Origin of the sequence: Limosilactobacillus pontis DSM 8475 (genome assembly GCF_001435345.1) — a bacterium.
GTDB lineage: Bacteria > Bacillota > Bacilli > Lactobacillales > Lactobacillaceae > Limosilactobacillus > Limosilactobacillus pontis.
Window position 1 is genome coordinate 95218 of the sequence record NZ_AZGO01000065.1, and the last position, 15760, is coordinate 110977.

Sequence of the window (15760 nt, forward strand, 5' to 3'; positions counted from 1 at the left end):
CCGCCGGAGATGGTTATTGTGTTTTAAAAAATGTGGTCACGGAAAAGGCCAATTACCTTACCGAGAATTTTAACGTTTTGCAGGAAAATGGGGTCCATTGTGTCGTTTTCAGGTTGGAGGCGGAAACGGTTTTTCTCCTTGAAGAATCGTTTGCAGGTTGCCTCGTTGTCGTCGTTCATCGCAATTACGATATCTCCATTACGGGCGGTCGACTGCTTACGGACGATCACGTCGTCGCCATTGAGGATCCCGGCCTTAATCATACTGCTTCCGCGGATCTTCAGCATAAACAGGTCGTTGTTGTCCTGGATTGACGGGGGGATGGGGAAGAAGTCAGTTGCGTCTTGGACGGCGAGAATCGGCTGCCCGGCGGTGACCACCCCAAGCATTGGGATCTTGGTCTGAATTGGCTTAACCCCTAGCAGGTCAAGCCCCTTTGGTGTGATCTCAAGTGCCCGTGGCTTGGCGGAGTCCTTGCGCAAAAAGCCCTTGTCGATCAGGCGAGTGATGTGACCATGAACAGTCGATGTCGACGAGAGCCTGACCGCACTACAGATTTCTCGAACTGTCGGTGGATAACCGTGTTCGGTAACCTGCTTGTGAATGTAGGAAAGGACCGCCATCTGTTTGTTTTTAGCGGATCGTGGCATAATAACACCTCATTATCATTCTTATTATGTTTAGGATAGCATAGTAATAATGATATTTCAAACGTACGTTCGCAATTATTTTACCGTTAACGGAAAATTTGCAATTAGCCACCAAATTCGGTAAAATCAAGCCGTTGACGGTGTTAGACCAATTGGAGGGAAGACAGTCATGGCTGAATCAGAAGAACAAGATAAGTTATTAAAACGGATCAACGAACTAGCCCATAAGAACAAGAAAGAGGGGCTGACTGAGGCAGAAACGCGGGAACGCGAACGCCTGCGCCGGGAATACATCAAGAACTTCCGTGAAGCAATGCGTAGCAATATTGAGATGATGCGGATCTTCAACAAGGAAGGCAAGGAGGTCACCCCCGAAAAGGTGCGGGAAATCCAACACAAAAAGGGCCTGCGTGACGACTAAGACCCGATTTTCTCTTTTCAAGCCCCTTTCTTTCGTGTAAGATGGAAAGGTAACTAACCAAAGGAGGAATTAGTCGTGGGTATGACAATTTTATGGGCCATCATCGCATTGGTGATTGGCCTGGTTGCCGGTTTCTTCGGCGCTCGTAAGTACATGGAAAATTACCTTAGTAATAATCCACCAATTTCAGAAGAAATGCTGCGGACAATGATGCTCCAGATGGGGCAAAAGCCTTCTAGCCGTAAGCTTCATCAGATGATGCAAACCATGAAGGCACAAGCGCGGAAAGCAAACCGCAAGTAACAAAAAAGGATGCGTTGCCGCATCCTTTTTCTTTTAGAAGTCGTCGTCCGCCGGCTTTGGTGGCATGACATAGTGAAAATCCGGGTTGATCTGCTTGTCCAACTTATCGAAGGCCGTCTGCATCTCTTGTTCGATCTTGGCCTGGTTCTCATCGGTCAGGCGTTGCTTGCGGTCGATGTAGATCGGCTTACCAAAGGCAATGTGCCGGTGCTTACGGGTGAAGAGCTGGCCAAACTTCAATGGTCCCTGATAGACCGCCGGAACGAGGGGTACGTTGGCCAGCTTGGCGATGACAATTGCACCACCCTTGAGCTTGGCGGAGTAACGGGACCCGGACGGGAAGATGATCGTCGATAGGTCGGTCTTACGCAAGATGGTGACTGGCTTCTTGACTGCCGAGGGACCAGGGTGCTTCCGGTCAACCGGGAAGGCGTTGAGTTTCTTGAGAAACCAACCAGCAACCGGATTGGCGAAGAGCTCCTTCTTGGCCATGAAACTAAACTTCTTTGGCCAGACGACTAGGGCGATCAGGACCGGGTCCATCCAGGTCCGGTGGGGGGCCACGATGATGTAGTTGCCATCAGGCAGATTTCCCCGGTTGTAGACCCGGGTACACCCGTTGATTAGGTTGAGCAGGGGGTTGATGAGGTGTACTAAAAAGTTGTAAAGCATGATTGTTCTTCCAATCTTCGAATAATTTTTAATCTCTAGCCTTTAAGTATGACGAAAAAAGCTTCCAGATGCAAGGGGCGAATCACGAAAGGAGCATGACAAGATGGAATCCGCTTCCCTATTAAAAGACGATGAACGCATCGACCAGCTGTACAGCCAGGACGTCCAGATCATCCAGAGCCCGACCTGCTTTGCCTTCTCACTCGACGCGGTCCTGCTGGCCGATTTTGTCCGGCCCAACCACCGGCATAAGCTGCGGACGGTCGATCTCTGTGCTGGCAACGGGGCGATCGGCCTCTTCCTCCACAAAAAACTCGGCGGAACCTTTGCTGAGGTGGAGCTGCAACCACGGATTGCTGACATGGCCCGCCGCAGTGTTGAACTCAACCGGCTTACCGACCGCTACCGGGTCCTCAACATGGATATAGCCGACGTCTTCACGGCGGTACCCAAGGACTCGGCTGATGTTGTTATGTGCAACCCGCCTTACTTTCCGGTGAGTGCCAAGAGTCAGAAGAATCCTAACCACTATCTGGCGATTGCCCGCCACGAGATTGCGACTAACCTAGCCACGGTGACTGCTCAGATGAGCGGGCTGCTGAAGATGAACGGTCACGGCTACCTGGTTCACCGCCCTGACCGGCTGACTGAGATCCTGACGACGATGCAGGCTCACCGTCTGGTTCCCAAGCGGCTACGCTTCATCCATCCAAAGCCGGGGCGGGATGCTAACATGCTCCTGCTTGAGGTGATCAAGGATGGTAAACCGGGTGGATTGAAGGTGGTGCCGCCACTGACCGTTAGTGATGAGGATGGTCACTACCTGCCGGCGGTTCAAGAGATGCTCTATGGCCAGTCGTAATTACTATATATACGTTCTCTACTGCGCCGACGATACCCTCTACTGTGGCTTCACCACCGACGTTGCCCGCCGCTTTGCCACCCACCAGGCGGGGAAGGGGGCCAAGTACACCCGGGTACATGCCCGTCACCCACTCCGCTTGATCTATCAGACCGCCTTTGACAGCAAGCATGCCGCCCTGAGCGCCGAGTACCACTTTAAACACCAGTCCCGGACAAAAAAGGTAGCCTACCTGGCCGCACACGGGGTTAGTGTTGCCCGGTTTTACCGATTAAACCATCACCACCATTCAAATTAGGCATTCAAAAAGCTTGTCAATGGACAAGCTTTTTTGTATACTATTAAACGGTGTTTAACAACATATAACACACCCATGGTGATAATTCGAGACGTGCCCTTGTGAAGGGTTCTTGGGTTAGCAGAGCCATGGGGAGGAAAAAACAATTTGGAGGTTTATTATGTCTGTTGTTACTATGAAGCAATTGCTTGAAGCCGGTGTCCACTTCGGTCACCAAACTCGTCGTTGGAACCCAAAGATGGAAGAATACATCTTCACTGAACGTAATGGGATCTACATCATTGACCTGCAAAAGACGGTTAAGATGATCGACACTGCTTACAACTACATGAAGGACGTTGCTGCTAACGGCGGTGTAGTTCTTTTTGTTGGTACCAAGAAGCAAGCTCAAGACTCCATCGAAGAAGAAGCTACCCGTGCCAGTCAATACTACGTTAACCACCGTTGGTTAGGTGGGACCTTGACCAACTGGAAGACCATCCAATCACGGATCGCTCGTCTGAAGGAACTCAAGAAGATGGCCGAAGACGGTACCTTTGACGTTTTGCCAAAGAAGGAAGTTGTTGTGCTGACTAAGCAACGCGAAAAGCTGGAACGGTTCCTTGGTGGTATCGAAGACATGCCACGGATCCCAGATGTTATGTACATCGTTGACCCACACAAGGAACAAATCGCGGTTAAGGAAGCACAAAAGCTCCACATCCCGATCGTTGCCATGGTTGACACCAACACGGACCCAGATGACATCGACTACGTAATTCCATCAAACGATGATGCCATCCGTGCCGTTCGTCTGATCACTTCCAAGATGGCTGATGCCATTGTTGAAGGTAAGCAGGGCCAAGATGACGCACAACAAGCAGATGCCGCTGCTGACGACAACGCCGAAGAAAAAACTGTTAGTGAAGATTCCCTGAAGAACCTCAAGAACAGTGTTGAAGGCAAAGACTAACATTAAGTTATTAAATACTTGGGCTGTTTTGTGTTATGGACCATAGTGGCCCTAAGTACAAACAGCCCTTTTTTTGAAAATCCCATTGATTATTTAAAGGAGAGATTTAGTCATGGCTGAAATTAAAGCTGCTCAAGTTATGGAATTACGGAAGAAGTCTGGCGCTGGGATCATGGATGCCAAGAAGGCCCTGGTTGCCAGCGACGGTGACATGGACAAGGCAATGGACTACCTTCGCGAAAAGGGAATTGCCAAGGCCGCCAAGAAGAGTGACCGGGTTGCTGCCGAAGGTCTGGCAGACGTTGCCATCAACGGTAACACCGCAGCTATTGTTGAGTTGAACTCCGAAACGGACTTCGTTGCTGCTAGTGACCCATTCAAGGCCCTGCTCAAGGAAGTTACCAAGCTGATCAGCGAAAACAAGCCAGCTAACGTTGACGAAGCCCTGGCTATCAAGACGGCCAATGGTACCCTGAAGGATGACATCATCAGCACCACCCAGAAGACCGGTGAAAAGGTTAGCCTTCGTCGGTTCAGCGTGGTTGAAAAGGATGATGGCGACAGCTTCGGTGCCTACCTGCACCAGGGTGGCCAGATTGCGGCCTTAGTTGTTCTCGAAGGCGGCGATGAAACGACTGCTAAGGATGTAGCAATGCACGTTGCCGCTATCAACCCTGAATTCATGACTCGTGACGACGTTTCCAAGGACCGTCTCGACCACGAACGTTCCGTCTTCAAGGAAGAAACGCTGAACGAAGGCAAGCCGGCTAAGATCGTTGACAAGATTGTTGAAGGTCGTCTTAACAAGTTCTTATCCCAAATCTGCCTTGCAGACCAAGACTTTGTTAAGAACCCAGACCAGACGGTTGCCGAATACGTTTCTGCTAACAATGGCAAGCTGAAGTCCTTCATCCGTTACGAAGTCGGTGAAGGAATCGAAAAGAAGCAGGATGACTTTGCTCAAGAAGTAAAGGACCAAATGAACTAAGGTTCGCTTGGCGAAAGGACGTGCTGGGTTCAGTGCGTCCTTTTTTACAATACTCAAACGTTCAGATAATCTGAGGAGGAAAATCATGGCTGATATTAAGTACAATCGTGTTATCTTGAAGCTGAGCGGTGAGGCTCTGGCCGGTGAGAAGGGCTTTGGCATTAACCCACCAGTTTTAAAAGACGTTGCCAAGGAGCTCAAGGCCGTTCATGACCTGGGCGTTCAAATTGCCATCGTGGTCGGTGGCGGTAACATGTGGCGGGGCGTCACTGGTGAACAGCTCGGTATGGAGCGGGCCCAAGCTGACTACATCGGGATGCTGGCCACCATCATGAATGCTCTTTCCCTGCAGGATGCCCTGGAGTCCATCGATGTTCCAACCCGGGTGCAGACGTCGATTGAGATGCGGCAGATTGCTGAACCATACATCCGGCGCAAGGCCATCCGGCACCTGGAAAAGGACCGGATCGTGATCTTTGCTGGTGGGACCGGGAGCCCGTACTTCTCAACCGATACCACGGCCGCCTTACGGGCAGCTGAAATCAACGCCGACGCAATCCTGATGGGGAAGAATGGGGTTGATGGTGTCTACTCTGCTGATCCAAACAAGGATGCCAGTGCGGTCAAGTTTGATCACCTGACCCACATGGACCTGATTGAAAAGAACCTGCACGTCATGGACACGACGGCCAGCTCATTGTCAATGGACAACCACATTCCATTGGTCGTCTTTAATCTGAATACACCAGGAAACATTATGAAGGTCGTTACCGGCGAGCAGGTCGGCACGACCATTGAGGGGGACTAATAATGGCTAATAGTAAGGATATTTTAAACGGTGCTAAGGACAAGATGAAGAAGTCCGGTGAAGCCCTGCAACGGACGCTGGCGGACATCCGGGCCGGCCAGGCCAATGCCAGCCTGCTCAATTCCGTTAAGGTTGAATACTACGGGGCACCGACCCCGCTGAACCAGGTGGCCTCAATCACGATTCCCGAGGCTCGGCAACTGCTGATCACGCCATATGACGGCAGCATCCTGGAAGAAATCGAACGGGCCATCTACGCTTCCAACCTTGGCCTGACGCCGCAAAACGACGGTAGTGCCATCCGGCTGATTATTCCACAACTGACGGAAGACCGGCGTAAGGAACTCGTCAAGGACGTTAAGGCCGAGCTGGAGAAGGCTAAGGTGGCCGTTCGAAACGTCCGGCGTGAAGCCATGGATGACCTGAAGAAGGGTAACAAGAACGGTGACTTCAACGACGATGAATTCCATGATCTCGAAAAGAAGGTTCAAGACGAGACCGATGCCGGGATCAAGAACCTGGAAGACATTGCCAGCGCCAAGGAAAAGGAATTGCTCGAAGGATAATTGAACCATGTTCACGATTGACGAGGATGGGCGACCCCACCCTCGTTTTTTTGCTTTTTGGTCAAGTAGCTTTTTAATCCCAAGAGCCTTATAATTAATGGGTGATTATTTGTCAAAACCAACTAATGGAGGCGAAGTCGGTGTTTTCTAATAAAAAGGACACAAACACGGAACAAAAATTGGACATGGATCGAATTCCAGCCCACATTGCTATCATCATGGACGGTAACGGCCGTTGGGCCCAGGCCCGGCACCTGCCGCGGGTTGCCGGTCATAAGCAGGGGATGCAGACGGTCAAGAAGGTGACCATTGCGGCTAGCGATCTCGGGGTCAAGGTGCTTTCCCTATACGCGTTTTCCACCGAAAACTGGAAGCGCCCAGCCACGGAGGTCAACTACCTGATGCAGTTGCCGATCCGTTTCTTTAAGACTTTCGTCCCGGACCTGGTCAAACACAACGTCAAGGTTATGGTGATGGGGGACATCACCCGTTTGCCAGCGGAAACACAACAAGCGGTTAAAGATGCCATCAAAGACACCGCCGATTGTGACGGGATGATTCTGAACTTTGCCCTGAACTATGGTAGCCGGGATGAGATCACCCGGGCAGTCCAGGCAATCGCCACGGCGGCCCAGGATGGTCAATTGGATCCCACCACAATCACGGAGCAGACAATTAGCGACCACCTGATGTCGTCCCCGCTGGGCGAGTTGGCTGATCCCGACCTGCTGATTCGGACCAGTGGTGAGGAACGAATTAGTAACTTCATGCTCTGGCAGATTGCCTACAGTGAGCTTGAATTCGTACCAGAACACTGGCCGGACTTTGACGGTGAAGCCCTGAAGCGGGCGATCATTGGCTTCCAGGGTCGACACCGGCGCTTTGGCGGCCTAGTAAATAAGTAAAGGAGTAAGTAATAATGAAAACACGGATAATTACGGCGGTGGTTGCCCTGGCAATCTTCATCCCGTTGATCGTCTACGGCCGCTGGCCGCTGACCATTGCAGCGGTTGCCCTGGGAATCATTGCCATGTCGGAGATCCTGGTCATGAAGAAGATGTTTGTGATCTCCTTTGAGGCGATCGTCAGCTACCTCGGGGTGGCCCTTTTGATCCTGCCAGACAATTGGTTAGACTTCCTGCCGAGCGTGACTACGCGCTGGTTTGGCTTCTATGTCCTGGTGGTATTGCTCTTGTTGCACACGGTCCTGCGCAAGCAACGGTTTACTTTTGATGATGTTGGTGTGCTGACGCTGGGGATGCTCTATATTGGAATGGGCTTCCACTACTTTATCACCGCCCGTTCAATCAACTTCATCACCCTCCTGTACGGGATGCTGATTGTCTGGTTGACTGATAGTGGTGCCTACCTGATTGGTCGGCAGATCGGTAAGAACAAGCTGGCGCCGAAGATCAGTCCCAACAAGACCTGGGAGGGTTCCATCGGTGGGACGGTTGCGGCCACAGTTATCCTGGCCATCTACCTGTACTTCCTGCCGGTCGGTGGTGCTTGGCTGCCAATGATCCTGTTGACCATTGTTCTTTCGATCATGGGGCAGTTTGGTGACCTGATCGAGTCGTCACTGAAGCGCTACTACGGGGTCAAGGATTCCGGAAAGATCCTCCCCGGTCACGGTGGTATTCTGGACCGGTTTGACAGCATGCTTATCGTGATGCCAATGTTGCACCTGCTCGGGATTATTTAATAACTACAGCATTAAAGAGGGGATCATGTGATAGTAACAATTATTACCTTTATCTTGGTATTCGGTATCCTGGTCCTGGTTCACGAATACGGCCACTACTACTTTGCTAAGCGGGCTGGCATCCTGGTTCGGGAGTTCTCGATCGGGATGGGCCCCAAGCTCTGGTGGCACCGTAAGAATGGGACCACCTATACCATCCGGCTCCTGCCGATCGGTGGCTATGTCCGGCTGGCCGGCAACGACGACGAGGACATGGATGAGCTACGGCCCGGGACCCCGGTGACCGTCCAGCTCAACGATTCTGGCAAGGTGGTCACCATCAACGCGAGCAACAAGGCAGCCCTCTTTCGGGGGATTCCATTGCAACTTGTTGACTGTGACCTCACCGACGGCCTCTGGATTAAGGGCTACGTCAACGGTGATGAAGATCAGCTGAAGAACTATGATGTCGATCATGATGCCGTGATTATTGAGCGTGACGGTACCCATGTGCAGATTGCACCGCGCGATGTCCAGTTCCGTTCCACCAGTCTGTCCGCCCGGATGATGACAAACTTTGCTGGGCCGATGAATAACTTCATTCTATCGCTGATTGTGTTCGTCATCCTTGGCTTCACCCTCAGTGGGGTGCCGACCAACAGCAACCGGCTCGGTAAGGTCAATAGCGGTTCGGTGGCTGCCAAGGCGGGGCTGGTTGCCGGTGACCGGATCACCAAGGTCGGTAATGCCACGGTCAACAATTGGGGTGAACTGGCCACCAAGATCTCCAGTCAGCCGGGTAAGCGAGTTCGCCTGACCTATGAGCGTAATCACCACCAACACCAGGTTACCGTCGTACCGAAGACGGTTCACCAGGGCAAGGAGAAGGTCGGCCAGATCGGTATCATTGAGGAGCAGAAGACTGGGATCAAGGCCCGCCTGCTCTTTGGCTGGCAGCAGTTTATCCAGGCCGGAACCTTGATTTTTAGCGTGCTGGGGAGTATGTTTACACATGGCTTTAGTCTCAACGATTTGGGTGGCCCCGTTGCCATCTACGCGGGGACGTCCCAGGCGACGGCGCTGGGGGTCAATGGGGTGTTGAACTTCCTGGCCCTGCTGTCGATCAACCTGGGGATCGTCAACCTGCTGCCGATTCCGGCCCTCGATGGTGGCAAGCTGCTCTTGAACATCATTGAGGCCATCATCCGGCGCCCGATTCCCGAGAAGGCTGAGGGCGTGGTGACTATGATTGGCTTCATGCTCTTGCTGCTGTTGATGATCCTTGTTACCTGGAACGACATTCAACGTTATTTCATTCATTAAAATTGATTTTGTGAGGAGTAGTATTTTTTATGAGACAATCAAAGATTTTGATTCCAACCAAGAAAGAGGTACCGAGTGATGCCGAGGCCCTGAGTCACAAGATGATGATTCGGGCCGGTTACATCTACCAGGTATCCGCCGGGGTCTGGTCATACCTGCCGTTGGCCTACCGGGTCATCCGCAAGGTTGAAAACATCATCCGTGATGAAATGGCCAAGGCCGATGCTGTCGAGATGATGATGCCGGCCCTCCTGCCAGCTGACCTCTGGAAGGAATCTGGTCGTTACGAGAGCTATGGGGACAACCTCTTCAAGCTCAAAGATCGGCGCGATCGGGACTTTATCATGGGGCCGACCCATGAGGAGACCTTCACCGAGGTCATCCGAGACAGCATCAAGTCCTACAAGAAGCTGCCCCTGGTGGTCTACCAACTTCAAGACAAGTTCCGGGATGAGGACCGGCCGCGTTACGGGATCCTGCGGGGAAAGGAATTTGAAATGCTGGATGGCTACTCCTTCTCTGCCGATCAGGCTGGCCTGGATGAAGCCTACGATAAGCAGGCCCAGGCCTACCGTAACATCTTTGACCGGGTTGGGTTGAACTACAAGGTCATCCTGGCCGATTCCGGCACGATGGGCGGGAAGAATTCTCAGGAATTCTCCGCCCCAGCCAAGGTGGGTGAGGACGTGATCGCCTACACCGATGGGGACTACGCGGCCAACCTAGAAAAGGCCACCAGCAAGTTCACCGGGGTTCAACAAACGGCGGAACCAGCTGAACTGACTAAGAAGGCCACCCCGGGCGCCCACTCCGTTGATGAGGCAGCGGCCAGCCTGGGCATTGATGCCGACCAGATTCTGAAGGCAATGTTCTTCATGGCTAAGATGGGTGAGGATGACTACCAGCCGGTCATGGTCCTGATGCGGGGCAACGACGAGGTCAACGAGGCGAAGGTGACCGATGCACTTGACTGTGAGGAATTGACCCTGGCTAGTGAGGAACAGGCCGTCAAGTACCTGGGTGCTCACCCGGGTTCCTTGGGTCCCGTGGGCGTTGGCGAGGATGTTAAGATCCTGGCCGACAACTACGTCAAGGTCCTGGTCAACATGGCATGTGGGGCTAACGATGATGGTCACCACTACGTCAACGCTAACATCGACCGTGACTTCCGGGTCGATCAATTTGGTGACTTCCGAAACGTCAAGGAGGGGGAGATCGCCCCAGATGGTCACCCAATCAAGTTCACGCCGGGAATCGAAATTGGTCACATCTTTAAGCTGGGGACCCATTACTCCGATAAGCTGGGCGCCAAGGTATTAAATGAGAATGGCCGTCTGGTTGACGTGATCATGGGCTCCTACGGGATCGGCGTTACCCGCCTCCTGTCCGCGGTTGCCGAGCAAAACGCCGACGAGAATGGGCTGGTCTGGCCCGACAGTATTGCGCCGTTTGATGTCCACGTCATCCCGGTCAACGCCAAGAAGGATGACCAGATGGCGATGGCTAACGCGATTGACGAGCAGCTGACGGCAGCCGGCTACGAGGTTCTGGTGGATGACCGGAAGGAACGGGCCGGGGTCAAGTTTGCTGATTCCGACTTGATTGGATTGCCAATCCGGATCACCATCGGTAAGAAGGCTGCTGACGGGATCGTCGAGGTCAAGATCCGCAAGACCGGTGAAACCATCGAGGTCAAGCAGGAGGAGGTCGCCAACACGGTTGGCATCCTGCTGAAGCAATTAAACAGTCAGAACAACTAGTTAAATACTGAAATATTCAATGTGGTCGCAAAGCTGAATCAGATGGGTTTGCGCCACATTTTTAGATAGGAGGACATTAGTGTGGGATTGAATCGGCATGAACTGTTTGCCAAACTACTTGAGCAGATTCACTTTCCAGAAAAGAATGCGGCGGCCTTCCAAAGTGCGGCGATTCAGTCGGTCGTCGTTCATAAGAGTTCCCGGGTATGGGAGTTTCACCTGATTTTTCGCCAGGCACTTCCCTTCAGCCTTTTTTCGGAATTTACTGTGGCCCTGGAGCGAGGCTTTAGCGATATCGCCGGCGTCCAGGTCAAGATTAGCAGTCCGATGACCGAACTTGACCAGCAGAAAATCGCCGACTACTGGGAATATATCGTCAACACGACTGCCCATGACTCGGCGATGCTCCAACAGGCCTGTCTGCAGACCAGTCCCGAGGTTAAGGACGGCCGGGTGACCCTGGTGGTTGAAAACGAGATCGTCAAGAAGATGCTGGTTGAGAAGTTGCTCGACCGGATCGAGCACCGTTACCAGGAACTCGGCTTTCCCCAGTTCCGGATCCACCCCTTCGTTGACCAGTCGGCATCTCAGGAGAAGATCAAGGAATTAAAGGCCAAACACGAGGCCGATGACGCGGCCCTGGCGGCCAAGGCGATGGCGCAGATTAAGAAGAACAACGCCCGGGCCAAGACCAAGCAGAAGCAGGCCGCTGCTCCTGCCGAAGGACCGGCGCAGTTGGGCCGGGTGATCAACGATAAGGAGAATGTCACCCAGATGAAGGACATCCAGGGCGAGGAGCGGTCTGTTGTGGTTGAGGGCTACGCCTTCAATGCCGAGGTCCGCGAATTACGTTCGGGGCGCCAGCTCTTGACCTTTGAGATTACCGATTACACCTCCTCGTTTGCGGTCAAGAAGTTCTCCCGCAATACCGAGGATGAGGCCCAGTTTGCTAACATCAAGCCCGGAATCTGGTTGAAGGTCCGGGGGCCGGTCCAGGAGGATACCTGGATGCATGACCTGGTGATCAACGCCTACGATATCAACCAGGTTCAACATACCGAACGGCAGGACCAGGCGCCGGCCGATGACAAGCGGATTGAGCTTCATGCCCACACCGAGATGAGTCAGATGGATGCCACTAACTCGATCACCGAGCTAGCCCAGCGCGCTCACCAGTGGGGACAACCGGCACTGGCGGTTACCGACCACGGCAACGTTCAGGCCTTTCCGGAGGCCTTCAAGGCGGCCAACAAGTTTGGCATCAAGATGCTCTACGGAATGGAGGCTAACGTGGTCGATGACGGGATTCCGCTGGTCTACAACGAGAATCACGACGTCCTGCTGGATAACACCTACGTAATCTTCGACGTGGAAACCACCGGGCTGTCTGCAATCTATGACAAGGTGATCGAGCTCTCGGCGGTCAAGATGAAGGATGGTAACGTCCTGGAGCGTTTCGATGAATTCATTGATCCTGGCTTCCCACTGTCGGAACAGACTACCCAGCTGACCAGTATCACCGATGAGATGGTGCACGGGTCCAAGAGCGAGGAAGAGGTCTTCAAGATGTTCAAGGACTTCTGCGACGGCTGTATCATTGCCGGGCATAACGTCTCCTTCGATATGGGCTTCATGAACACCGGGTACCGGCGCCATGGGATGGAGGAGATCACCGAACCGGTCATTGATACCCTCCCCCTGGCCCGCTTTCTCTACCCGAACCTGCGGGGTTACCGGCTGAACACCCTGAGTAAGAAGTTCAAGGTCGCCTTGGAGCATCACCACCGGGCCAACTACGATGCCGAGGCCACTGGCCACCTGCTCTACAAGTTCTTGAAGGACGCCGAAAAACGCTACGACATCCGTTACGTTGACGACCTCAATCAGCACATGGCCGAAAACGATGCCTACAAGCACGCCCGGCCCTTTCATGTCACCCTGCTGGCCCAAACCCAGGCTGGCTTGAAGAACCTTTTCAAGCTGGTCTCATACTCTAACGTCAAGTACTTTCACCGGGTCCCACGGATTCCACGGACCCTGCTCACCAAGTATCGTGAAGGGCTCCTGCTGGGAACGGCCTGCTCGTCCGGGGAGGTATTCACGGCGATGATGGAGAAGGGGTACGCCCCGGCCCTGAAGAAGGCCCGCTACTACGACTTTATCGAGGCCCAGCCTAAGGCCAACTACGCCCCACTTTTGGAGCAGCACGTGATCACGGATGAGGCCCACCTGGAGGACATCCTGAAGAACATGGTCAAGTTGGGTGATGACCTGGATAAGCCGGTGGTTGCCACCGGGGATGTCCATTACCTCGACGAGCACGACGGGGTTTACCGGAAGATCCTGATCAACTCCCAGGGGGGTGCCAACCCGCTGAATCGGACCCACCGTCCCGACGTCCACTTCCGGACGACCGACGAGATGTTGAAGGCATTCAGTTTCCTGGGGGACGAGAAGGCCCACGAGATCGTGGTTGACAACACCCACCGGGTCGCTGACATGGTCGACGACGACATCCGGCCGGTTAAAGACCGCCTCTATACCCCGCACATGAAGGGGGCGGAGCAGGAGATCCAGGACCGGACCTGGCACACCGCCAAGGCCTGGTACGGTGACCCATTGCCGAAGCTGGTCCAGGACCGGGTACGCCTGGAGTTAAATAGTATCGTCAAGAACGGGTTCTCGGTCATTTACCTGATTGCCCAGCGGCTGGTTGCCAAGTCCAACAAGGATGGCTACCTGGTTGGGTCCCGGGGGTCGGTCGGCTCCAGTGTGGTGGCCACCCTGTCAGGGATCACCGAGGTCAACCCACTGCCACCGCACTACCGCTGTCCGAAGTGTCAGTACACTCATTTCTACACCAAGGGGGAGTATAGCTCGGGCTTTGACTTACCGGAGCGCCACTGTCCAAAGTGTGGGGCCCTCCTGGTCAAGGACGGGCACGACATCCCATTCCAGACCTTCCTTGGGTTCAAGGGGAACAAGGTCCCGGATATTGACCTGAACTTCTCCGGGGACTATCAACCGATTGCCCATAACTACATGAAAGTCCTCTTCGGTGAGAAGAACGTGTTCCGGGCCGGGACGATTGGTACCGTGGCGGATAAGACCGCCTATGGTTACGTAAAGGCCTACGAGCGGGACAAGGACGTCCAGTTCCGCGGCGCCGAGGAAGACCGCCTTGCCAAGGGGGCCACCGGGGTTAAGCGGACGACCGGGCAACACCCGGCCGGGATCATCATCGTGCCCGACGACATGGACATCTATGACTTCACCCCGGTTCAGTATCCGGCCGATGACCAGAGTGCCGCCTGGGAGACGACGCACTTTGATTTCCACTCAATCCACGATAACATCCTGAAGATGGATATCCTGGGTCACGATGACCCAACGATGATTCGTGCCCTCCAGGACCTGTCCGGCATCAATCCACGGACCATCCCGATGAACGATCCAGGCGTGATGTCGCTCTTTTCCAGCCCGAAGCAGCTCGGGGTCACTGAGGAGCAGATTCAGAGTAAGACCGGGACATTGGGGCTGCCCGAGTTCGGAACCCGGTTTGTCCGGGGGATGCTGAACGATACCCACCCGAAGAACTACTCCCAGCTCCTCCAGATTTCTGGCCTGTCTCACGGGACGGGTGTGTGGTTGGACAACGCCCAGGAGCTGATCAAGGAGGGGACGGCGACGATTGCCAATGTGATCGGCTGTCGTGACAACATCATGACCGACCTGATCCACTACGGATTGGATTCTGAAACCTCCTTCCAGGTGATGGAATCCGTTCGTCACGGGCGGGGAATCCCTGATGAGTGGCAGGCCAAGATGCGCAAGGCCAACGTGCCCCAGTGGTACATGGACTCCTGTCTGAAGATCAAGTACATGTTCCCGCGGGCCCACGCGGCGGCCTACGTCTTAATGGCCCTGCGGATCGCCTACTTCAAGGTCTACTTCCCGCTGGTTTACTACTGTGCCTTCTTCTCCGTCCGGGCCGACGACTTTGACGTGGTCGCCATGGCCCACGGTAAGGACGCGGTTAAGCACCGGATGGCCGAGATCAACGAGCAGGGCAACGACGCCAGTGCCAAGGACAAGAGCCTGCTGACGATCCTTGAATTGGCCAACGAAATGCTGGAGCGGGGTTTCAAGTTCAAGATGGTCGACCTTAACAAGTCAGACGCCGCCAACTGGCTGATCGACGGCGACAGCCTAATTGCCCCATTCCGGGCCGTGCCCGGGCTGGGCTTGAACGTGGCCAAGCAGATTGTGGCCGCCCGGGAGGAGAAGCCCTTCCTGTCTAAGGAGGACCTCGCCGAGCGGGGGAAGGTCTCCAAGACTCTGATTGATTTCTTCACAATCAACCATGTCCTGGATGATTTGCCAGATGAGAATCAGCTGAGCCTCTTCTAGGCAATTTGAAACGAACGCGTGGCGAATGCAGGAAGCTTCGTCGACGTGCTCGTTTTCGTTTGT

At 53.8% G+C, this 15760-nt stretch carries 15 protein-coding genes; 13 read left to right on the forward strand and 2 right to left on the reverse strand.

The genetic code is table 11. The features are described 5' to 3' along the window. Positions 1-23: 23 nt before the first annotated feature. The gene (gene lexA / locus FD34_RS07390; RefSeq protein WP_057808191.1) at positions 24-650 is read right to left on the reverse strand and encodes a transcriptional repressor LexA; all 627 of its coding nucleotides are present in this window, start codon (positions 648-650) and stop codon (positions 24-26) included. Between the two features lie 169 nt (positions 651-819). Here lexA and FD34_RS07395 point away from each other — a divergent pair, with 169 nt between their 5' ends. Next, positions 820-1071, forward strand: a complete 252-nt coding sequence (locus FD34_RS07395; protein WP_057808192.1) for a DUF896 domain-containing protein — start codon at positions 820-822, stop codon at positions 1069-1071. 81 nt (positions 1072-1152) lie between these two features. Continuing rightward, a complete protein-coding gene (locus tag FD34_RS07400; protein WP_057808340.1) occupies positions 1153-1374 on the forward strand; it encodes a YneF family protein in 222 nt (73 codons plus the stop codon). A gap of 33 nt (positions 1375-1407) precedes the next feature. On the opposite strand, the gene FD34_RS07405 is transcribed toward FD34_RS07400, so the two are convergent. Continuing rightward, the gene (locus FD34_RS07405; RefSeq protein ID WP_057808193.1) at positions 1408-2046 is read right to left on the reverse strand and encodes a lysophospholipid acyltransferase family protein; all 639 of its coding nucleotides are present in this window, start codon (positions 2044-2046) and stop codon (positions 1408-1410) included. Positions 2047-2149: 103 nt separating this feature from the next. Between FD34_RS07405 and FD34_RS07410 the strand changes: the two genes are divergently transcribed. The 11 genes from FD34_RS07410 to FD34_RS07460 all read left to right on the forward strand — a co-directional run bounded on the left by FD34_RS07410 (position 2150) and on the right by FD34_RS07460 (position 15697). Beyond that, positions 2150-2908 (forward strand): tRNA1(Val) (adenine(37)-N6)-methyltransferase, encoded by a 759-nt coding sequence (locus FD34_RS07410; protein WP_057808194.1) that lies wholly within the window; start codon positions 2150-2152, stop codon positions 2906-2908. Then, positions 2895-3206, forward strand: coding sequence for a GIY-YIG nuclease family protein (locus FD34_RS07415; protein WP_057808195.1), 312 nt, complete (start codon positions 2895-2897; stop codon positions 3204-3206). Before FD34_RS07410 ends, FD34_RS07415 begins: the two co-directional genes overlap by 14 nt. 160 nt (positions 3207-3366) lie before the next feature. Continuing rightward, the gene (gene rpsB / locus FD34_RS07420) at positions 3367-4158 is read left to right on the forward strand and encodes a 30S ribosomal protein S2 (protein ID WP_057808196.1); all 792 of its coding nucleotides are present in this window, start codon (positions 3367-3369) and stop codon (positions 4156-4158) included. Positions 4159-4270: 112 nt separating this feature from the next. Further along, positions 4271-5146 (forward strand): translation elongation factor Ts, encoded by an 876-nt coding sequence (gene tsf / locus FD34_RS07425; RefSeq protein ID WP_057808197.1) that lies wholly within the window; start codon positions 4271-4273, stop codon positions 5144-5146. 85 nt (positions 5147-5231) lie between these two features. Continuing rightward, positions 5232-5954: a UMP kinase gene (gene pyrH, locus FD34_RS07430; protein WP_057808198.1), complete on the forward strand. Its 723-nt coding sequence runs from the start codon at positions 5232-5234 to the stop codon at positions 5952-5954. A 2-nt stretch (positions 5955-5956) separates the two neighbouring features. After that, positions 5957-6520, forward strand: a complete 564-nt coding sequence (frr, locus tag FD34_RS07435; RefSeq protein WP_057808199.1) for a ribosome recycling factor — start codon at positions 5957-5959, stop codon at positions 6518-6520. 125 nt (positions 6521-6645) lie between these two features. Continuing rightward, the gene (locus FD34_RS07440; protein WP_057808200.1) at positions 6646-7425 is read left to right on the forward strand and encodes an isoprenyl transferase; all 780 of its coding nucleotides are present in this window, start codon (positions 6646-6648) and stop codon (positions 7423-7425) included. 14 nt (positions 7426-7439) lie between these two features. After that, on the forward strand, positions 7440-8225 hold the full coding sequence (locus FD34_RS07445) for a phosphatidate cytidylyltransferase (RefSeq protein WP_057808201.1): 786 nt from the start codon (positions 7440-7442) through the stop codon (positions 8223-8225). A gap of 27 nt (positions 8226-8252) precedes the next feature. Beyond that, the gene (gene rseP, locus FD34_RS07450) at positions 8253-9527 is read left to right on the forward strand and encodes an RIP metalloprotease RseP (RefSeq protein WP_057808202.1); all 1275 of its coding nucleotides are present in this window, start codon (positions 8253-8255) and stop codon (positions 9525-9527) included. A gap of 29 nt (positions 9528-9556) precedes the next feature. Continuing rightward, positions 9557-11287: a proline--tRNA ligase gene (locus tag FD34_RS07455; protein WP_057808203.1), complete on the forward strand. Its 1731-nt coding sequence runs from the start codon at positions 9557-9559 to the stop codon at positions 11285-11287. Between the two features lie 81 nt (positions 11288-11368). Continuing rightward, positions 11369-15697, forward strand: coding sequence for a PolC-type DNA polymerase III (locus FD34_RS07460; RefSeq protein WP_057808204.1), 4329 nt, complete (start codon positions 11369-11371; stop codon positions 15695-15697). Positions 15698-15760 lie beyond the last annotated feature (63 nt).